Origin of the sequence: Pseudoalteromonas rubra, assembly GCF_005887115.1 — a bacterium.
In the GTDB taxonomy this organism is placed as follows: Bacteria; Pseudomonadota; Gammaproteobacteria; order Enterobacterales; family Alteromonadaceae; genus Pseudoalteromonas; species Pseudoalteromonas rubra_F.
Window position 1 is genome coordinate 77,412 of sequence record NZ_PNCJ01000004.1, and the last position, 17,673, is coordinate 95,084.

Consider the following 17,673-nt stretch of genomic DNA (forward strand, 5'->3'; position numbering starts at 1 on the left):
ACCGAATATACCCCACTTCCAGCAGGCCCTTCATCGGCCTGTTTTTCTTATCTGTGGTTGTGAGTTTTCACAAAGGTTTGCACCACTCAGACGCCTGCGCTATGTTATTGAAAAGTCACTAAGGCACTTACAATTAATTGATATCATGGATTATTTAAGCATTAATAAATCAGCTTGGGACAAAAGAACCCAGGTACACGTGGCGTCTGAGTTTTATGATGTTGCCGGGTTTAAAGCCGGGCAATGTTCATTGAACCCGGTTGAGCTGGCACAGGTGGGGGATGTACAGGGCAAGTCTTTACTGCATCTGCAATGTCACTTTGGTCAGGATACTTTGTCCTGGGCCCGACTGGGCGCTGAGGTGACAGGTGTAGACCTGTCAGAAAGTGCCATCGCGCAGGCGAATAGCCTTAAAGATGCGTTGGGCCTTAAAGCGCAATTCATTGAAAGCGATGTGATCCAGTTTGGTCAAAGTAACACACAGCAGTTTGATATTGTGTTTACCTCATATGGCGTATTGTGCTGGTTGCCCGACTTAACTGCATGGGCCCATACTGTGACCAGCGCACTCAAAGCGGGCGGAGTGTTCCACTTGGTTGAGTTCCATCCTTTCAATGACTTGCTGGCCGGTTATGCTTATTTTCCCGATGGGGCGCCGGATATCGAGCAAGAGGGCACTTATACTGAAAACTGCGATGGAACTAAAGCCACCACAGTGACCTGGACCCATTCTGTCAGTGACGTGGTCAATGCGCTGATTGGTGCTGGTCTGAATATTGAGTCTTTTGCTGAGCACCCTTATAGCCCTTACGATTGCTTTGAGGGGCTGGAGTTTGTGCCGAAGCTGGGATACCACAAGCTGTATCAGGGTCAGCAGGTGCCAATGCTATATTCAATTAAAGCCAGTAAAAGCAAGCGCTCCGATAATTAACTCGCTCCATTGGTTTGGCGCACAGCGGTGCGCTCCCAAACCCAGCAAAACAGTAAGGCAACGACACCACTGGCATAGGTGATATACAAAGGTACTGACGTATTGGCATCTTCGGCATACATGAATATGTCAGACATCACCGCAGCCACCACCGCACCTGTCACCAACCAGGCAGCGGCATAATACAGCCTATGCCAGGGTGCACTCATATACCCTGAAAGCACCACGCAAGCTGCCGCAACGCCGCCAATCACCGGCTTTTTCCACCAACCTGCGTACTCCGCCATCATGCCAGCAAGGGTTGCTGAGGCAATAAAGGTGATTACCACTATTACAATAGACAGTAAGAGCTTAAGCATTTGTTGCATAGGTCACCTTTTCTTCCTTCAAACATTGTTCAGGATAGCCTATCTCCTTCATATCGCGAGACTTTTATTACTTTTTATCAGAAGCGCTACGACTAACTATAAAATCTGGCTTGGCTTTTATGGGTTTAAATTTTTTCATCGAAAGACAGTGTTTTTAACGGAGGGGGAAGTAATGTTGTGATAAATAAAAAACACAATATCCAAACCTGAGTTATTTATTGTCAGTACTTGAGTGTCACCAGATGGGGAGGCGAAAGGTTACGCGGGTAACCGTAAGCTAAATCTCGTGGCTTTGCCATATGATAATTTTTTAACTAACAAATAGCTGAGGTTTTAAAATGTATAAAAAATCGGTATTACTATCTGCATTGCTCTCAATTTCAAGTGCATGGAGTGTAATGGCTACGGAAGAGTCGCAGTTTAGTGGCCTTGAGTTGCATGTTTCTGGCAATTCAGAGGGCATGGAATACGGTGAGTTTGATGTTAGTTTTCATAACCTACGCGGCGATATTGTCCACTCTGAATTACTGTTGTGTAGCTCGACTGAGCATAATCAGTGTTTGCTAAAGTCAAGCATACAAGGTCCCTGGTCCGCTGTTGTTATCGAATCCACGAATGGAAGTATGAGCGGTTACGGTCTTCAAACTGACGTGACAAATAATACGTTGAAGATGCAGAACAAAATGACCTCAATTGGGCTGGTTTCAAGCGGTGCAAATGACGTTCATGGTTTTAATGCTGATGTTTATTCCTCTGAAAACAGAGAGTACTTCACAGGAACTGCTTCTCGTATTATCTGGAAAAACCAACTCGATGCTGCGATATCTCAACTTCGTGCCAGCGCGATAAATGAGTGGAATAAAAAGGCTAAAGCCAAGTTTGGAGACTTCGACTGGTGGAATAAGGGATCACACAACAACCGGGTTCAATGTCAACCACATTGGGAAACGGTTGTGTATGGGTTTTACTACTGCCAGGCAGATGCATATGTAAAATACGTGACTCTGCAGTAATAGGATTGAGCCTTAACATTGGGTTGTGTCTCTTGCTTTTTTATAGAGCTTTCAAAGTTCTAATATATTCATTACTGAGCTGTATCGTTTATAAAGTGAATTATACGACCCAATTTTGATGTACTGATCAAGCCCAACCAGACACATTCTTTTTATAATTTTCATACTCAATTAGGCTCATATCACCCGGTGAGCTGTGCTGTCGACTGTTAGGCTTGGCAAAGAGGCCCGGCGACGAAGCGATTATGTTATGGCAGGAAAGCAACTGCACTGGGCTATACGTGAATACGTGCGCTTGATACACCTGCTCGGGAGGCCTCAATTATGAGGGGATCCCCCAGCGCCCGCCTAATACGCAATATGTTGGCATGGCTTTTTGCGTTGTTTGCTAAAACCATGACAACTAAACATTGTCGGAGTTGAGGTGCTTGTTATGTTTACCTGCTCGATGAAATAAACATGATAGAGCAGTAGCGTAAATTGTGAAGAAAAGTACAAAAGCAACAAATAGGCTTAATTGTGCAGCCCAATTGTTTTTCGTAGACATCTCATAAATCAAATACACAGAAATAGGTAACGAAAGAAGGTAGCTAGTGCTCTTAGCAATAGATTTATCAAAAATGGAAATCAACTTTTCAACCAAGCTTGGAGAAAAGTTTAAAACAAGTGGGACAATTAATAAGCCAGCAAACAGTATATCTATTACAACGTCTTTCAATTTAGAAACTCCATATCTATGTAAACATAACAACGCTTGCATAACCGGTGAGTGCTACTGGGGTGATTTTTGCCCCGAAGGGAATAGCAAAAAGCGCAACAATAGTACGAATCCGAGTTTATGCACTTGTTAGATGCGAATAAACCTAGTTAAAGATTTAGTAACCAAGTCCGCCGCCATTAATATTGGATCATTACTTAAAGGAATATCTTTTTGTTTGTGTTTATTTAGAATACTACGTATTAATTCAACATTTTCATCATCATCTATTTCTTGATCAAGAGATTTCAGCCTTGCTCTCGCTTCTAAAGATTCTTTTATCGCTAAATTTAGCTCATGGTCAGTTTCAATCTTTTTCGCTATCTGAGGTTCATAACGTTCGAGTTGGTTTTTGTAAAATAAAACTAGCCCAGCTTTTTGCACAGAAATTTCCATTAGCTTCTTCTTTCTTTCGAGATCTATTAGCTGCTGCTCTGTTTCCGACTTATTTGATTTTACGTTTTCTAAATCTTGCGCTGCTTTCATTAGACTTTGGAGCTTTTCTAGCTCTTCTTCTTCAAAGTCGGTACTTCTAATTTTCTTCGAGCTTGCAAATGCCAATAATCCGACAACAGATGCCAAACCAGTTACAAAAGAAAAATGAGTGTCATACAACCCGGCCAGTTCATCAGATAACCATCCAGCTGAACTTGCGATAAAACCACCAATAGAAACGAATATCAGCAAGACTATTACTAAAAATACAATTACCCTGAACATTCAATTATTCCTTATTTCCATACCAGCATCTAACAGCTTATTAGCGTGAATACCGGTTAGATCCAGTTCCTAAAACCGTACAGATCCACAGCTAAATTATTTTATTCATAATAAGAACAATAACCTACCACTATTGTACTAGCTACTCAAGCCAAAACGGCTCTGTTAAAATCGAGCCTTGTTCATAGCGAGACTTGGGGGCTCGTTATGGAAACAAAAACAAAGACACCCAGTACAAAGGAACAAAATATAGCCACCCAGCGTTATCTGTCTATTTTTTAGTTTCTTAGTTGATGAAAGCAAGTGCTATATAGGCTTAGATAAGGGAGAAATCGCGAGAGGCGGCTTCATGGGTAAGGAACCACAGCAGAAACCGTAGTTTTTGCAAACCACGTAGAACGGTTAAGCGTTGATTGAGTGTGACATTCATCATTTAAACTTCGGATAGAGGCTTATGCTAGCCCAATAAGCGCTCACAATTAGTCAGATTGGGGCGTCGCTTTTTTTGTAGATGCGCACAGTATTCAGTCATTGCCTGCCGTCTGCCGACGGCACCAGGGAATATTTTGGTAAATCGTGTAGTGAGTTTTTGCCAGTCTTCTGGCTCTATTTGTAACCGAGCGAGAATAGGCTGGGTTTCGCAGATGTGACCTCGCTTGTCTGTACTAACGCATCGGCCGGTGAGTTCTACGAGTTCAATGTAGTACTTAAGCTCAAAGGGTAATCCTTTGGGCATGTTTTGTCTGGGGTTGCCAGCAAAACGCAGAAGGTTCTTCGGTTGCGTGCCGTTCTGGACGTGTTCAATGCGTTTTTTGATGCTGGTATGGTCAGAGGTTTCGGGTGTGTTAGCCATTTTGGCTCTGATTGGATTGAGGTCAACATAGGCCATACAGGCGGCCAGAGCGGCTTCATCGAGTAGTGCCTGGGACTTAAATCTGCCCTCCCAGAACCGGCCTGTACAGCCATCTTCTTTATTGGCTCGGCGAGCAATGTCTTCGTTCAGTACGCGCATAAACCAGCTAATACTCGCAAGTCTCTCCCTATACTTCTCGATAATATCGTCAAGCATCAAACGCTCAGACGGATTAAGTTCGTTACCTTCGATGAATTTGTGCGTCAGCCAGTTTCCCTTAAATAGCTTATGCCAGCGGATGACGATGGCTTTGTCATTCAATCGATTGGCTTTTTTATCATCCACATATAATACGATATGGGTATGATTGCTCATGACAGCGTAAGCGCAGATATCGATACAGAAAATGGTGCCCAGCAGGAGAAGCTTTTCTTCAACCCATTCACGGCGATGCTCATAAGATTGGCCTGTTAATGGGTCCTCACCACACAAAAAGGCACGCCTGACACAGCGCGAGATGCAATGGTAATATTTTGTGTCAACTAAACTGACCTGGCTTTTCCGTGCCATTGGCATTTGCTTCGTCCTTATCCTTGGAGCCGTAGCATATTAAAAGCATAGATGGCGGAGGCATGGTAGACAAGTTTTTGAATGGGTGTCTGCGTTGTTCATGCGTTGTTCATTACGTATTACCAAAATACTCGAAGTCTTTATCGTTATAAATTGAGGTATAAACTATTTTAAATTTAAGGTTTTCACGAATAATTGCTACCTCTTTAGCTAAGTCTTCACCTTGCTCAATAATCAACTCATATAAGTCAATTTGCTTGCCAGCTGAAATATACTCATGCTCTGAGGGGTGATAAAATACATGGCCTACATCTAAACCCAATGCACCTAAAGCTTCGTCGTAGGCGCTTTCTTTAAAACCAGAGATTTCATTGCCAGATGCAACTAGCTTGAACTCTTTAATCACAGCTGGACCTAGACCATTGTTTTCTAGAATAAACTTACAGTTATCATCCACAGTATGCCTATGGACAATAAGGTGAGGAGCAACTGAAAGCTTATTATGTTCTTTAGATAAATGAGCTTGGTAAAATGTCGCTCCTAAAGCTATCGTAGCAACTAGCATTGATGCTAGTGCAATGTATTCGGATGCACCCATACTTTTTTATACCTAACGCTTTAGTGTTTATGCGTACGCAGTACGCATAATTGCTTGTTGAACTGGGCCGCTACCTGCACGCCGTATCCGGCTGGTGTGGTTTATGCTATGGGGATTTGCTTTTGATGAGTAACTTCTGTTCTGAACCGTTTGTGACTTAAACCGTTACAACCTGACTCATTCCCTGCCTGAACAACGTTATTTATGCGTATTATTAGACCCATTTTTTCCCTATTTGGCAAGGTGTTGTGATTTCCACACAGCATGGCTTGCTCCCCCTTGCATATTGCATTGGCAGAGTCGCCTATCTGTTATGTTCATTTGTCAGGCAACCACATCAGGTCGCAAACAACAAAACACAGACACCCAGTAAACCAGTTAAGCCCGATATATGTCAGAGCAACACATTTATAGCGGACAGGACCAAATATCAGGCATGACAAAGCAGGTAAAATAACGAACAAGATACGACAACGCGCTATCTTGCGGGCCTACTCGGCTTGACATCGCTGGAGCGTCCATATACGTCTGCGTTGTTACTTGTTTATAGATGAAAATATTGAGTTACTATCTTTCTCTATATCGTCAAGTGAGTGCATAGCAATAGCACCCTCTGGAATATCAATAGGCTTATCGACTTTATTAATGTCCAATTCAAAGAACCTGTGTGCGTTGGGGTCGCTCGCACCTAGAGCCCATAAGAACAACTCAGCTCCTATTAAGCTTGGCTCAACATAAGCACCAAACATGTGTGCATGAGGATGTGCTCGCCTAAGATCACTAGGTTCACCATAAGCAAAATTATTACTTATAAGTCCTAAAGAGTGTAACCCTACTATTGCACTGACCATTAACTCCCATGATTGCAACTGTTCTTCGTGAGGAAAGATTTCATGTATAAATGGTAAAGTTAAAACCAAGCCAACATTGCCACTTTGATACCAATGTCCAAGGTTAACTCCTTTAGCTTTATGTAGCCGTAATACCTCATAATAGAATGAAAAATGAAGTCGTAGTTGATGCGTAGGCATTTCTTTAACTTTTGAAAGAAAAGGGAGACAGTAATCATTTTCGCTATTTTCTTCGCGGGAACCTGCCAACAATCCTCCGTAGTATTCTGCTGTAATGTCTTCCTCACAAAACCTGCCATCATCAAGTATATGGCGAAGAACCCTTGGATTTACTCCGCCCTTAGAATCAATTCGACTTCCTAACTTTTTTTCAGCCTTTGCAAAAATTCCATCTAAATTTATATTGCATTTTTTTATAAATCCAGCCAGCTCTCCTCCAACATAATCAGCAGACGGCCCTAAGATTTTGGTTAAAACATCCTTGGAGCCGAGTACAGCTAGTCCAGCTCCAGCAATGGTTAATGGATCGGGCATGATTTCTCCTTGAGGGCTAACAGATAATTAGACTCCCTCCTTCCTGCTATGCTTATTACTAGCTAGCTTTTATGATTGGAGTCATACAGTTATGAGCAATACTACAGTGATCGGTGTTGATTTGGCAAAAGATGTTTTGCAGGTTTGCGTGTACGCAAACAATCAGCTGCGTTCGAATGCAGAAATGACACGCGAGCATTTACATCTTTGATTGCAACTCAGTCACTTTCAACCATCGTATTTGAGGCATGTGTTACGTCCAATTATTGGAAGAGGCTCTCTAGCAGTTACAAACACCGAGCGTTAATCGTAAGCCCACAGCTTGTTTCGCGTATTAGGCAGCACCAAAACATGGACAAAAACGACGCACTTGCTATAGGACACAAAACACACAAACAAAGACACCCAGTGTTATCTGTGTCGTTTTTAGGTCCTTGCTTGATGAAAGCAAGTGCTATATTGGCTTAAATAAGGGAGAAATCGCGAGAGGCGGCTTCATGGATAAGGAGCTACAGGCCTTGAATTTATATAAGAAACCTCTTGAGGCATCCGAGACCTACTTTGTAGATGCAGGTTATGCGTTTCGGATTTCCGTGGATTACACAGTAAATAGCAGACCTTCATTAATTCCAAATAATCGTGATTTCTTAGAGCAGGATCTGGAATTGACAGGGGACATGATCATAAGGGTGCCCGACTGGGCGCACAAATATTTGGGTGGTAGCCCGATCGGTGTGAACTTGCCTGCTACCTATGATGGTCAAGTTGGGGTGCTTAGTGTGCTCGCGATGAAAAATGCGGAAATTGACTATCCCAAAGACGTAGCACCTCACTGCAAAAAAGCAATGAAAGAGGTGTGTGAAGGCAAAAGCTGCAGGTTTGCAAGTTTATATAACTAGTTATGCTTGCATCAGCACAATAGAAACGAAGGCCTACTTCGTTTCGCCTCCTTACACCTTTTCATTTGACACCTGTCTCACTTGTGGCACACCTCATAGTTTCACCTGTCTCAAAATCGACACACCTCTTTATTAATTCTGAGTGATGAAAATTAAAAGTTATTATAAAACAACATCTTAAGCGGTGTCTTATTCTGGCACGTAGCTTGTAATCTCTGTAGCAAACACATTTCGAAGCACAGAGGCAAAATGGACATACAAAGAGATCTTAAACAGCCTGCTCGCTGGAAAAAGCTGGGTTATCTGCTGCCGGTTTTGGCGCTGGCGTTGGGGTATTACGGAATACGACAGTTTAGTGGCGATGCGTCGTATTTTGTTGACAGGGAAACTGTGGTGACGGCCAGGGTGGAGCAGGGCGACTTTCAGGTCAATATTCGGGCCGCCGGTGTACTAAAGCCTGCCGAGATCCGTTGGGTGGCGGCGCAGGTGTCGGGTCGGGTAGAGCAGGTACTGGTTAAAGCCGGTGCCGAGGTACAGGTGGGGCAGCTGCTGCTTAAATTGTCTAACCCGCAGTTACAGCGAGAACTTGATCAGGCCCGCTGGGAACTGGCTGCAGCGAAAGCCGAAAACAATGCAAAAATCGTGGCGCTGGAATCGCAACTGGTGGGGCTCGACAATCAGGTGGTATCAGCCGATCTCGGTTATCAGGCTGAGAAGCTAAAACTGGACGCCGAAACCCTGCTGATAGAGCAGGGCAATGCCACGGTGTCACAGCTTGACTATCAAAAAAGTCAGCTGGCGGTTAAACGTGAACAGCAAAAATGGCAGGCGGCAAAGCAAAAAGCGCTCAAAATGCGTGCCGAAATTGAAGCAACCAAAGCGGCACAAACCGCTCGGTTTGGTCTGTTGGAGAACAACCTCAGACGGATGCAGGAGCAGGTCGATGCACTGCTAGTGCGTGCCGACAAAGCAGGAGTGGTGCAGCAGATTTCACTAGAACTGGGCGAGCAAGTCAGCCTAGGCGGCAGCATAGCACTGATCGCCTCGCAACAGAATTTGTATGCCGAGCTGCAAGTGCCTGAAGTCAGAGTTCAGGATATAGAGGCTGGCCAGCCTGTCATGTTGGACACCCGCAACAGCGAGATAGCAGGCACTGTGACACGTATCGATCCGGCTGTGGTGGATGGCATGGTACAGGTCGACGTTGCGCTGCCACGCGATTTACCTGCAGATGCGCGCCCTGAGCTGACTGTCGATGCACAGATCCAGGTGAGCCATCTGAGTAATGCTTTATATGTCCGGCGTCCAACTTATGCGCCAAAATCCAGCCAGATACAACTCTATAAGATCGATCAGGCAGGTCGCTTTGCGCATAAGACTGTGGTGGCGCTGGGTAAGGTCTCAGTTAATCAAGTGCAGATTGTCTCGGGGCTGAAAGCTGGCGATGAAGTCATTATTTCTGACAGCAGTGACTGGCAGGATCATGCCGAGATCAAACTGAATTAAACCCGCGATATCACGTAGTCAAAGTCGTTATCGATAGCGACACATATTACGCCTTAACCTTGCCAACAGCAGGTGTTTGCTGCACCCTGTTGGCTCTGAAATGGAGTCATTCATGAACGCACTCATAACATTAGAAAATATAACAAAAAGCTTTTACACCGACGAAATTGAAACTCAGGCACTGCATGGCATTAATCTGAGTATCAACAAGGGCGAATATATTTCACTGACGGGCCAGTCCGGGTGCGGCAAGTCAACTCTGCTCTCCTTGCTGGGCTTACTCGATTCACCCACTCAGGGGCGCTACATGCTGGGCGACCAAGACGTGTCTGTGCTCTCGCGCGATCAGCGCGCAGCCATCCGCAGTAAACAAATTGGATTTGTCTTTCAGTCGTTCAACCTGATCTCAGATCTGACGGTAGAAGAGAACGTGATGCTGCCACTGAGTTATCAATCTGGTATCAGCCGCAAAGTGATGCAGGCAAAAGCGCAGGAAGTGCTGCAGAAAGTCGAGATGGGTCACCGCACAACACACTTCCCGTCACAGCTGTCGGGTGGTCAGCAGCAGCGCGTTGCCGTCGCCAGAGCTCTGGTAAATGATCCTGCCATTATTCTGGCTGATGAGCCGACGGGAAACCTGGATTCAAAGAATGCAACGGCGGTACTTGCGCTGTTTGATAAGTTACACAGTGAAGGTGCCACCATATGTATGGTCACGCATGACCCTGCATCGGCGCAGCGTGCCGGTCGTAGCCTCGAAGTGTTCGATGGTCGTCTGGTCGGTGACATCCGCAATACACAAGTGCCACGCCCGACAACTCAGGTCACCGCCGATTTGGAGGCACTATAATGGCCATGATGTTGGATCTAAAATATGCGTTGCGACAGCTTTATAAGTCGCCGAAATTTACCGTTATGACGCTCGGGGTATTACTGGGCGGTTTGTCGATAGCACTGTTCACTTTCTCATTTTTGTATACCACTATCTACAAGCCCTTGCCTTTGCCAGAAGGCGAAACGGCATTGCGTCTAGCTGTGTATAACGACGGTGAGTTCGACATGCTCACAGCCAATGAATTTAAGGCTGTGAAAGAGGGGGTATCGTTATTCTCTGAAATGGGGATTTATCGCGATCAGGATGTGCGAATGAGCAAAGGGGAGGCCGGGCGAAACTTTTTCGGTGCGGCTGTTCAGGCTCGTATGTTTGAATTCAGCCGAACTAAACCACTGGCCGGAAGAACCTTTACTGCCCTCGATAGCCTGCCGGGTGCCCCGGCTGTGGCTGTGATCAGCGAAGAAATGTGGGCAGATGAGTTTAATCGTGATCCTCAGTTGCTTGGCCAGGCAATTGAACTAAACGGTGTACAAACGGAAGTTGTGGGAATTATGCCACAAGGCTACCGTTTTCCGCATATTGCCCGTATCTGGTTACCTTTACAGGATACGGTCTTTGATGCGCAGGCTCCGATCAGTGAGCAGTTCAATGTCTATATCCGACTAAAAGAGGGTATAGAGGCTACGCACGCCGAGCGTGAAATCACTCAGGTGTTGCGCTCACTACAGCTGCAAAATCAGCAAAGCTATGGCATGGAAGCTGTACAAAAGCAGGCGCGAATTATGACTTTTCAAATGGCTCAGACCGGAGGCGAAGGCGCTACGGTGTTTTTATTTCTGAGCGCGATCTCCTGGGTGGTATTGCTACTGGCCTGTATTAATGTCGGTAATCTGCTGTTAGCCAGAATACTGGAAAAGCAAAAAGAAACTGCCATCCGAAATGCACTGGGTGCCAGTTCCGGGCGCTTGATCAGCCAACTGATGTGGGAAGGTATTTTGATCACGGTGCTGGGCACGTTCTTAAGCGTTTGCCTGGTCGGCGCCTTGCTGGACTATGTCAACGTGGGGCTGCGCTCCTGGTTACCTGGCGCCGGACTATTCTGGTGGCAATATGGTCTGGATGGCGCAACCCTGATGATGGCACTGGTTTACATGCTGGGCACTTTGTTTATGGCTGTTTTTTTGCCAGCCTGGCGAAGCACCCGACAAGACATTAATGCCACTCTCAGAGATGGAACACGCGGTGCGCAAAGCCGAAAAGCAGGCCGTTTATCTCGTATTTTAGTAACCACACAAGTGTTTCTGGTGGCACTGCTGATGCTGATCGGCTCTGTATCGGCGCTGATCGCCAACAAGTTTGTTAATATCGATTTGGGCGATGACTATCAGAACGTGATGAGCACTCGCTATAGTACGCCTGAACGGACCTATCCAAGCGCGCAGCAACGTCTGAATCTGACCTATGCATTAATGGACGAAGTGCAAAGCTACAGTGCCGTCACGCATGTATCGGTTGCGCAGTGGCTGGGACCGAGAAAGGTGCACTTTGGACATCAGGAATATAACCAAGAGCAAACAGGCACAGAGATAGATACCATCTCGATGATTGGTGATTTTCAGACCACAGGGGTTCGCTTACTTGAAGGGCGATTGTTTAACCGGGCCGACACGATGGACAAACGCAAGGTGGTGATCATCAGTGACTCAATGGCCCAGAGGTACTGGCCAGGAGAGTCGGCACTGGAGCAGCATTTTGTGATGGAGATCGAAGGTCATCGTGAACAGGTGTACGTTGTTGGCGTGGTATCAAACCTGATGAATCCAAAATCCCTGTTTGGAAGATTAGACTCTGCCGATGAAATCTATCTCAGTGGTAGCCAGTTTGTGCAAACGCTTCAGAAGCTTTCCTATCGTATCTTGCCCGGCACCACAAACGCGGAACAGATTTTCTACCGTGCCATGTACAACACGGCGCCTAACCTGGACGTGAAACAAACCGTGATGCCAGCGATTAAAAACCGTGACAAGATGCGTGAGTCAATGAGGTTTATTTCTCACCTGACCTTCGCAACGGGCGCTTTTGCACTGGCCCTGGCGGTGATTGGTATCTATGGCCTGACTGCTAACGCCGTGGCACAGCGGACGCACGAAATCGGTATTCGCCGGGCTGTGGGGGCTCGTGATCGCACTATTATTGCGCTGTTTATGCGCCAGGGAGCGACGCAATTGGTGATTGGCCTGGGGCTGGCGTTGCTTCTGTTTAGCGTGATTGCGATGGGATTTCAAAGTTTCACCGAAGGCCTGTTTCCGGTCAGTGCCTATTTTGTGATGGCTTGTTTAGTGAGCATTGCATTGACTTTGGTGGTGCTGCTGGCAGTTTATATGCCCATCAGCAGGGCGATAAAACTTGAACCGAGTTCAGCGCTGCGTTATGAATAGCGGCTTTAAAATGAAGGAAGTATAAATACGGCATGAGCATAAAACGGCATATTCTGGTGGCCGATGATGATATGAACGTCATTGCGGGCTTATCTTTTTTGTTGCAGGACGAAGGGTACGAGGTGAGCTGTGTCACCACTGCTCAGGCCGCATTAGAGAAAGTCAAAGTGCAGTCGTTTGACTGCGCTTTGCTGGACATGAATTTTGGTAAGGATACGACTTCAGGCCAGGAGGGACTGGCCTTGATCTCTGAGCTCAGAGAGTTGGATAGCCGGCTGCCGATTGTTATGATGACCGGCTGGGCGACCATAGAGCTGGCGGTGGATGCGATGCGCAGTGGTGCTCAGGATTTTGTGCAAAAGCCCTGGGACAACGAGCGTTTGCTACATACACTGGAAACACATATCACGCTGGCGCAGTCGCAAGGGCTGAATGAGCGTCTTAAACAACAAAACCGCCTGTTGCAACAGGCGGCTCATCCGCAAGCTCGCAATGAAATCGTGGCGCACTCTCAGGCGATGCAACAGCTTTTGACACAGCTTGAACAGCTGGCGCAAAGCGACATGAATATCTTGCTCACAGGCGATAACGGTACCGGAAAAAGCATGCTGGCAGCCTATGTGCATCTATGCTCCGCGCGTGCTGAGCAAGCTTTTGTTACGGCAAATATGGGCGCCATTGTTGAAAGCCTGTTTGAAAGCGAGATGTTTGGCCATGTCAAAGGGGCATTCACCGATGCTAAGGCTGCGCGGGCCGGGCGTTTCGAAATGGCCCGCCATGGCACCTTATTTCTCGATGAGATAGCCAATATACCGCTGTCACAGCAGGCCAAACTACTGAGTGTGCTGGAGGAGCGTAAGTTTGAGGCCGTTGGCAGCAGTCAGTCTCAGGTTGCTGATGTGCGCCTGATCTCAGCCACCAATGGCGATTTACCTGCGCACATTCAGGCGGGGACGTTTCGTCAGGATCTGTACTACCGGCTTAATACCGTTGAACTCAGAGTGCCTTCTCTCAGAGAAAGAGCGGATGATATCGCACCGCTGAGCGACTACTTTTTGGCGCAGTTTGCGGCTAAATACAATAAACCTGAGCCAACACTGAGTCAGGAAGCGGCAGCTGCACTGCATAATTATGACTGGCCCGGTAATATTCGGGAGCTGCGTCATGTGCTGGAAAGAGCCTTGTTTGTCTGTCATTCTGCTTTGATCATGCCTGAAGATCTGGCCATTGCTGCGACAGGTGAAGAGCAGGTGCAGAGCATTGATAACCCAAACCTGACGCTGGATGAAATCGAGCAAGCCGTACTGCGTCAGCGACTGCGCCATCATAAAGGTAATGCCAGTGAAACGGCCCGTTCACTTGGGCTGAGTCGCAGTGGATATTACCGTCGACTGGCAAAATTTGGGATGGCAGAGTAATGGTGCCTGAAGAACCCAGGTTTGGACTGACCCGCCTGCAACGCCTGATCATTGCCGTGTGTCTGCCGTGTTATCTGCTGATGATTACGGGTTTGCATATGGCGGGCTGGAATAGTTACTTAGTGGTGTTTATTGCCACTGTATTTGGCTTGCTATTTTGCTATCTGGTCGTGGCGAGTAAAGTCTTACTGGCGCATCAACTCAGAACCCTGACAAACCTGATTGAGGCGATGACCGTTGGCGACTATTCGTTACGGGGTCGGGTAAGCGGTGACAGGGCAATGTCTGAGTTGCTGAGCCAGGTGAATCTGCTGGCAGATAGCCTGAGTCATCATAAGGCCATGGCGTTGGAGTCCCGCCTGCTCTTGGATAAATTTATCGACCAGATGGATGCCATGGTTCTGGTGCTAGATGAGCATGAGCGCGTGATTATGGCCAATCAGCCAGCTCAGGCGGTACTCTTAACGCATAAGCCCAGTGCCGAGCATCCGCTGAAACTCACCAGCAGTAAACTGGGCCAGCAGCTGATGGCCTGTGAGGGCAAAATAGTGACACTGGATGATGGCCAGCTCAGTGGTGAATACCTGGTACTGCGAGAGCGATTTATCAGCGATGGCAAAACCCATCAGTTTTTAATTATCAGTAATGCTGAGCGTTTGCTGATGGAAAAAGAGCGTACCGCCTGGCAGGGGTTACTGCGGGTGTTAAGTCACGAGGTAAATAACTCTTTGACCCCGATCAGTACCATTGCCCAGCAGCTCAACAAACGGCTGACTCAGCAAGATAAGTTGCCGTCTGCACAAAGCCTGCGTCAGGGGGTGGGGATCATCAGCGAGCGGGCAAGCTCACTCAGCACTTTCCTTGAAGGCTATACCCGCCTGACCCACTTACCTCAGCCTAATAAAATCCCACTTAAGTTGGGTTTGGTCACCCAGACGCTGGAAGCGCTTTATCCAGAGATCCACTGGCGGTTTGCGGTCGATGAGTCGGCTACTGTGATGGCTGATAAACAACAGTTCGAACAGATCTTACTTAACCTCACCAAGAATGCGCAGGAAGCAGTACCGTCTGATCAGCACCCCGAAATCGCCTTTTCCTCGTCCACTCAAATGAACCAGCTGGTCCTGACTATGGTTGATAACGGGACAGGGATCTCAAATCCGGAAAATGTGTTTGTGCCGTTTTACACGACCAAAGCACAGGGCAGTGGCATCGGGCTGGCTTTATGCCGACAGATCATGTTTTCTCACGGTGGCAGCATTAAACTGGATAATAACCCGGGTGGTCCGGGCGCCCGGGTCAGGCTGTTTTTTCCTTATTATGAGCATTGAAGCAGGTCAGCAGTTTGGCTGTGTGTACACTCTGATCATTGAGAATCGCGATGGCTGCGGTTTGCGTTGTTACTATGGTAAATCAGAGAGCGCTTTGATTGACATCCGCGCCAAGTGCTAAGCCGCTGTACAGCAGCCTATGCAAGGTGCCTGGTCATTACTGTGGAGTAGATACCGGCTCAAGGCCGGTATGACGGCTGAGTGTGCAATTAATATGGGTATAACTCGGAATGCCAGCTCCTGCATACTATGTTTTGCTGCTGTGCGTTTGCTGTGAAATTCATCAGGCTATTTGTGCAAACACCAGGCTCTTATAAAAATGTCGGAGGCTGGCGCTTCAGGCATTGAGTGAAAATAAAAATTGAGCTGTTATTAGTTGTTTTGTATTTACAACTGTAAATTTTATGTTTATATTTTTCGGTTCCCAATAAAGGAAATACAAAGGTATACACATGTTAAAGGTTAAAAATACACTCTCAATGACAGCGTTGTCTGTTTCGCTGGGGCTGGGTCTGAGTGCCGCAGCTATTGCTCAGCCGGCCAGTGTCGGTGACCACTTACTTAATAACATAAGCCCTGAATACTATGAGCCTGAAATTGTCGGTGGCCAACCAGCTAACACCGCAGACTGGCCATTCTATACCCAAATCCTCAATTCTAACGGGACCACCGCGTTTTGTGGCGGCAGTTATGTGGGTGATGGTTATGTATTGACCGCTGCGCACTGCGTTAACAACAAGTCAGCGCGCTTTTTGAATGTTAAGGTCGCGGGCTTTTTACTGGGTGGCAATGATGGTGACCGCATTGCCGTGGCGGAAAAATACGTACACCCTCAATATAACAGCAGCACGCTGAACCATGATGTTGCGTTACTTAAGCTGGTTCGCACACCAACTCAGGGTAGCGCTGTTGCGTTAGCTCAGGGGAATGTTGAGCAATACGTGCGGGTTGGCGATTTAATCTCTGTCGCGGGCCTTGGTCGTCTGAGTGAGGGCGGCAGCCGTCCAACTAACCTGTACGAAGTAGACGTGCCACTTGTTTCAGATCAGGTATGTCGTCAGTCCGGCGGTGCCTATCAGAATGTCGGCAGTGTGGCATTCTGTGCAGGCTACCCTCAGGGTCAGAAAGATTCGTGTAGCGGTGACAGTGGCGGCCCTATTGTTGCGAACTCCGGTGGCCAGGTTGTTCAGCTGGGGATTGTCAGCTGGGGTGTCGGCTGTGCCCGCCCGGAAAAATATGGCGTGTACGCAGATGTTGCGGCGCTGCGTAGCTGGGTAGACAGCGTGAAAGACGGTGCTGAGCCAGTATCAGTGTCATTCAAGGCAAACGATACTCTGACAGGCTTTAAAGTCGGAGAAACCAAAGCCCATACCTTCACTATCACCAATTCAGGCAATACGCCATTTAGCTTTAAGTCGGTCAATCTGACCACCAGCGGTGTGACATCTGGTCTGGTTAATCCGGTTAATACTTGTAGCGCGAGCACCTTGACGGCAAACCAGAGTTGTCAGGTTGGTGTTGAATTTGGTGCAAGCCGAAGCGGTACTGCGGGTGTGGCGCTGAACTTTACACTAGAAGAAAGTCAGGTGAACTACAGTGCAAAAGCGACTGCAACAGTCACGTCAGGTGGTGATACGGGTTGTCCGGGCAACTGGGATGCAAGCAAAGTGTACGATAAGCCAGATCAGGTGACGTATCAGGGCTTTAAGTATGAAGCACGCTGGTGGACGCGTGGTGATGTGCCAAGCGAGTCGGGTACCTGGGGTGTCTGGAAGCAAATTGGCGTCGACAGCGGTTGTACCCGTTAAACGGTAACACCAATAAGAGCAGCCAGGGCTGCTTTGACTTGGCTAAGATATGGGCTGTTAACAGCCCATATCTTTTCCTAAAGTTGCTGCGTTATTGCCACTGTAGCGTGTCCCAGCTGGCAGCTTCCCACTGACTCTTTTCAGCAGGTACTGTATCTTTGTCTCCCGAACCGCCGTCAGTACCACCGCCGTCAGTACCACCGCCGCCAGTATCACCGCCGCCAGTATCACCGCCGTCAGTAT

15 protein-coding genes are annotated in these 17,673 nt (G+C 47.2%); 9 read left to right on the forward strand and 6 right to left on the reverse strand.

The annotated features are described in order from the left end of the window. The first annotated feature begins 145 nt into the window (after nt 1-145). Nucleotides 146-931 carry a class I SAM-dependent methyltransferase gene (locus CWB98_RS00975; protein WP_138543122.1) on the forward strand — a complete coding sequence of 262 codons (786 nt, stop codon included), beginning with the start codon at nt 146-148 and terminating at the stop codon, nt 929-931. Here CWB98_RS00975 and CWB98_RS00980 read toward each other — a convergent pair. Then, nucleotides 928-1,299, reverse strand: coding sequence for a hypothetical protein (locus CWB98_RS00980; protein WP_138543123.1), 372 nt, complete (start codon nt 1,297-1,299; stop codon nt 928-930). The two genes, CWB98_RS00975 and CWB98_RS00980, sit on opposite strands and share 4 nt — an antisense overlap. 338 nt (nt 1,300-1,637) lie before the next feature. On the opposite strand from CWB98_RS00980, the gene CWB98_RS00985 reads away from it, so the two are divergent. Further along, on the forward strand, nt 1,638-2,312 hold the full coding sequence (locus tag CWB98_RS00985) for a hypothetical protein (RefSeq protein ID WP_138543124.1): 675 nt from the start codon (nt 1,638-1,640) through the stop codon (nt 2,310-2,312). Between the two features lie 403 nt (nt 2,313-2,715). On the opposite strand, the gene CWB98_RS00990 is transcribed toward CWB98_RS00985, so the two are convergent. The 5 genes from CWB98_RS00990 to CWB98_RS01010 all read right to left on the reverse strand — a co-directional run bounded on the left by CWB98_RS00990 (nt 2,716) and on the right by CWB98_RS01010 (nt 7,195). Continuing rightward, the gene (locus CWB98_RS00990; protein ID WP_138543125.1) at nt 2,716-3,030 is read right to left on the reverse strand and encodes a hypothetical protein; all 315 of its coding nucleotides are present in this window, start codon (nt 3,028-3,030) and stop codon (nt 2,716-2,718) included. A gap of 129 nt (nt 3,031-3,159) precedes the next feature. Beyond that, on the reverse strand, nt 3,160-3,789 hold the full coding sequence (locus CWB98_RS00995) for a hypothetical protein (protein ID WP_138543126.1): 630 nt from the start codon (nt 3,787-3,789) through the stop codon (nt 3,160-3,162). Nucleotides 3,790-4,246: 457 nt separating this feature from the next. Then, nucleotides 4,247-5,218, reverse strand: a complete 972-nt coding sequence (locus tag CWB98_RS01000; RefSeq protein WP_138543127.1) for a transposase — start codon at nt 5,216-5,218, stop codon at nt 4,247-4,249. A 106-nt stretch (nt 5,219-5,324) separates the two neighbouring features. Beyond that, nucleotides 5,325-5,810, reverse strand: coding sequence for a hypothetical protein (locus tag CWB98_RS01005; protein WP_138543128.1), 486 nt, complete (start codon nt 5,808-5,810; stop codon nt 5,325-5,327). A 536-nt stretch (nt 5,811-6,346) separates the two neighbouring features. Continuing rightward, entirely contained in the window at nt 6,347-7,195 is an 849-nt protein-coding gene (locus tag CWB98_RS01010; RefSeq protein WP_138543129.1) for a hypothetical protein, read from the reverse strand. Nucleotides 7,196-7,692: 497 nt separating this feature from the next. Between CWB98_RS01010 and CWB98_RS01015 the strand changes: the two genes are divergently transcribed. The 7 genes from CWB98_RS01015 to CWB98_RS01045 all read left to right on the forward strand — a co-directional run bounded on the left by CWB98_RS01015 (nt 7,693) and on the right by CWB98_RS01045 (nt 17,430). Further along, complete coding sequence (locus CWB98_RS01015; protein ID WP_138543130.1) at nt 7,693-8,094, forward strand: hypothetical protein; 402 nt, start codon at nt 7,693-7,695, stop codon at nt 8,092-8,094. 249 nt (nt 8,095-8,343) lie between these two features. After that, nucleotides 8,344-9,600 carry an efflux RND transporter periplasmic adaptor subunit gene (locus CWB98_RS01020; RefSeq protein ID WP_138543131.1) on the forward strand — a complete coding sequence of 419 codons (1,257 nt, stop codon included), beginning with the start codon at nt 8,344-8,346 and terminating at the stop codon, nt 9,598-9,600. Nucleotides 9,601-9,712: 112 nt separating this feature from the next. After that, on the forward strand, nt 9,713-10,450 hold the full coding sequence (locus CWB98_RS01025) for an ABC transporter ATP-binding protein (RefSeq protein WP_138543132.1): 738 nt from the start codon (nt 9,713-9,715) through the stop codon (nt 10,448-10,450). Then, nucleotides 10,450-12,873, forward strand: a complete 2,424-nt coding sequence (locus CWB98_RS01030) for an ABC transporter permease (RefSeq protein ID WP_138543133.1) — start codon at nt 10,450-10,452, stop codon at nt 12,871-12,873. The genes CWB98_RS01025 and CWB98_RS01030 overlap by 1 nt, the downstream gene beginning before the upstream one ends. 32 nt (nt 12,874-12,905) lie before the next feature. Continuing rightward, on the forward strand, nt 12,906-14,291 hold the full coding sequence (locus CWB98_RS01035) for a sigma-54-dependent transcriptional regulator (RefSeq protein WP_138543134.1): 1,386 nt from the start codon (nt 12,906-12,908) through the stop codon (nt 14,289-14,291). Beyond that, complete coding sequence (locus CWB98_RS01040) at nt 14,291-15,622, forward strand: sensor histidine kinase (RefSeq protein WP_138543135.1); 1,332 nt, start codon at nt 14,291-14,293, stop codon at nt 15,620-15,622. The genes CWB98_RS01035 and CWB98_RS01040 overlap by 1 nt, the downstream gene beginning before the upstream one ends. Before the next feature lie 452 nt (nt 15,623-16,074). After that, entirely contained in the window at nt 16,075-17,430 is a 1,356-nt protein-coding gene (locus tag CWB98_RS01045) for a trypsin-like serine protease (protein WP_138543136.1), read from the forward strand. Nucleotides 17,431-17,673: the final 243 nt, after the last annotated feature.

What these genes read in the sequence shown, in the direction of transcription:
- CWB98_RS00975 (WP_138543122.1), top strand. Translation starts at nt 146, where the DNA reads ATGGATTATTTAAGCATTAATAAATCAGCTTGGGACAAAAGAACCCAG.
- CWB98_RS00980 (WP_138543123.1), bottom strand. Translation starts at nt 1,299, where the DNA reads ATGCAACAAATGCTTAAGCTCTTACTGTCTATTGTAATAGTGGTAATC.
- CWB98_RS00985 (WP_138543124.1), top strand. Translation starts at nt 1,638, where the DNA reads ATGTATAAAAAATCGGTATTACTATCTGCATTGCTCTCAATTTCAAGT.
- CWB98_RS00995 (WP_138543126.1), bottom strand. Translation starts at nt 3,789, where the DNA reads ATGTTCAGGGTAATTGTATTTTTAGTAATAGTCTTGCTGATATTCGTT.
- CWB98_RS01000 (WP_138543127.1), bottom strand. Translation starts at nt 5,218, where the DNA reads ATGCCAATGGCACGGAAAAGCCAGGTCAGTTTAGTTGACACAAAATAT.
- CWB98_RS01005 (WP_138543128.1), bottom strand. Translation starts at nt 5,810, where the DNA reads ATGGGTGCATCCGAATACATTGCACTAGCATCAATGCTAGTTGCTACG.
- CWB98_RS01010 (WP_138543129.1), bottom strand. Translation starts at nt 7,195, where the DNA reads ATGCCCGATCCATTAACCATTGCTGGAGCTGGACTAGCTGTACTCGGC.
- CWB98_RS01015 (WP_138543130.1), top strand. Translation starts at nt 7,693, where the DNA reads ATGGATAAGGAGCTACAGGCCTTGAATTTATATAAGAAACCTCTTGAG.
- CWB98_RS01020 (WP_138543131.1), top strand. Translation starts at nt 8,344, where the DNA reads ATGGACATACAAAGAGATCTTAAACAGCCTGCTCGCTGGAAAAAGCTG.
- CWB98_RS01025 (WP_138543132.1), top strand. Translation starts at nt 9,713, where the DNA reads ATGAACGCACTCATAACATTAGAAAATATAACAAAAAGCTTTTACACC.
- CWB98_RS01030 (WP_138543133.1), top strand. Translation starts at nt 10,450, where the DNA reads ATGGCCATGATGTTGGATCTAAAATATGCGTTGCGACAGCTTTATAAG.
- CWB98_RS01035 (WP_138543134.1), top strand. Translation starts at nt 12,906, where the DNA reads ATGAGCATAAAACGGCATATTCTGGTGGCCGATGATGATATGAACGTC.
- CWB98_RS01040 (WP_138543135.1), top strand. Translation starts at nt 14,291, where the DNA reads ATGGTGCCTGAAGAACCCAGGTTTGGACTGACCCGCCTGCAACGCCTG.
- CWB98_RS01045 (WP_138543136.1), top strand. Translation starts at nt 16,075, where the DNA reads ATGTTAAAGGTTAAAAATACACTCTCAATGACAGCGTTGTCTGTTTCG.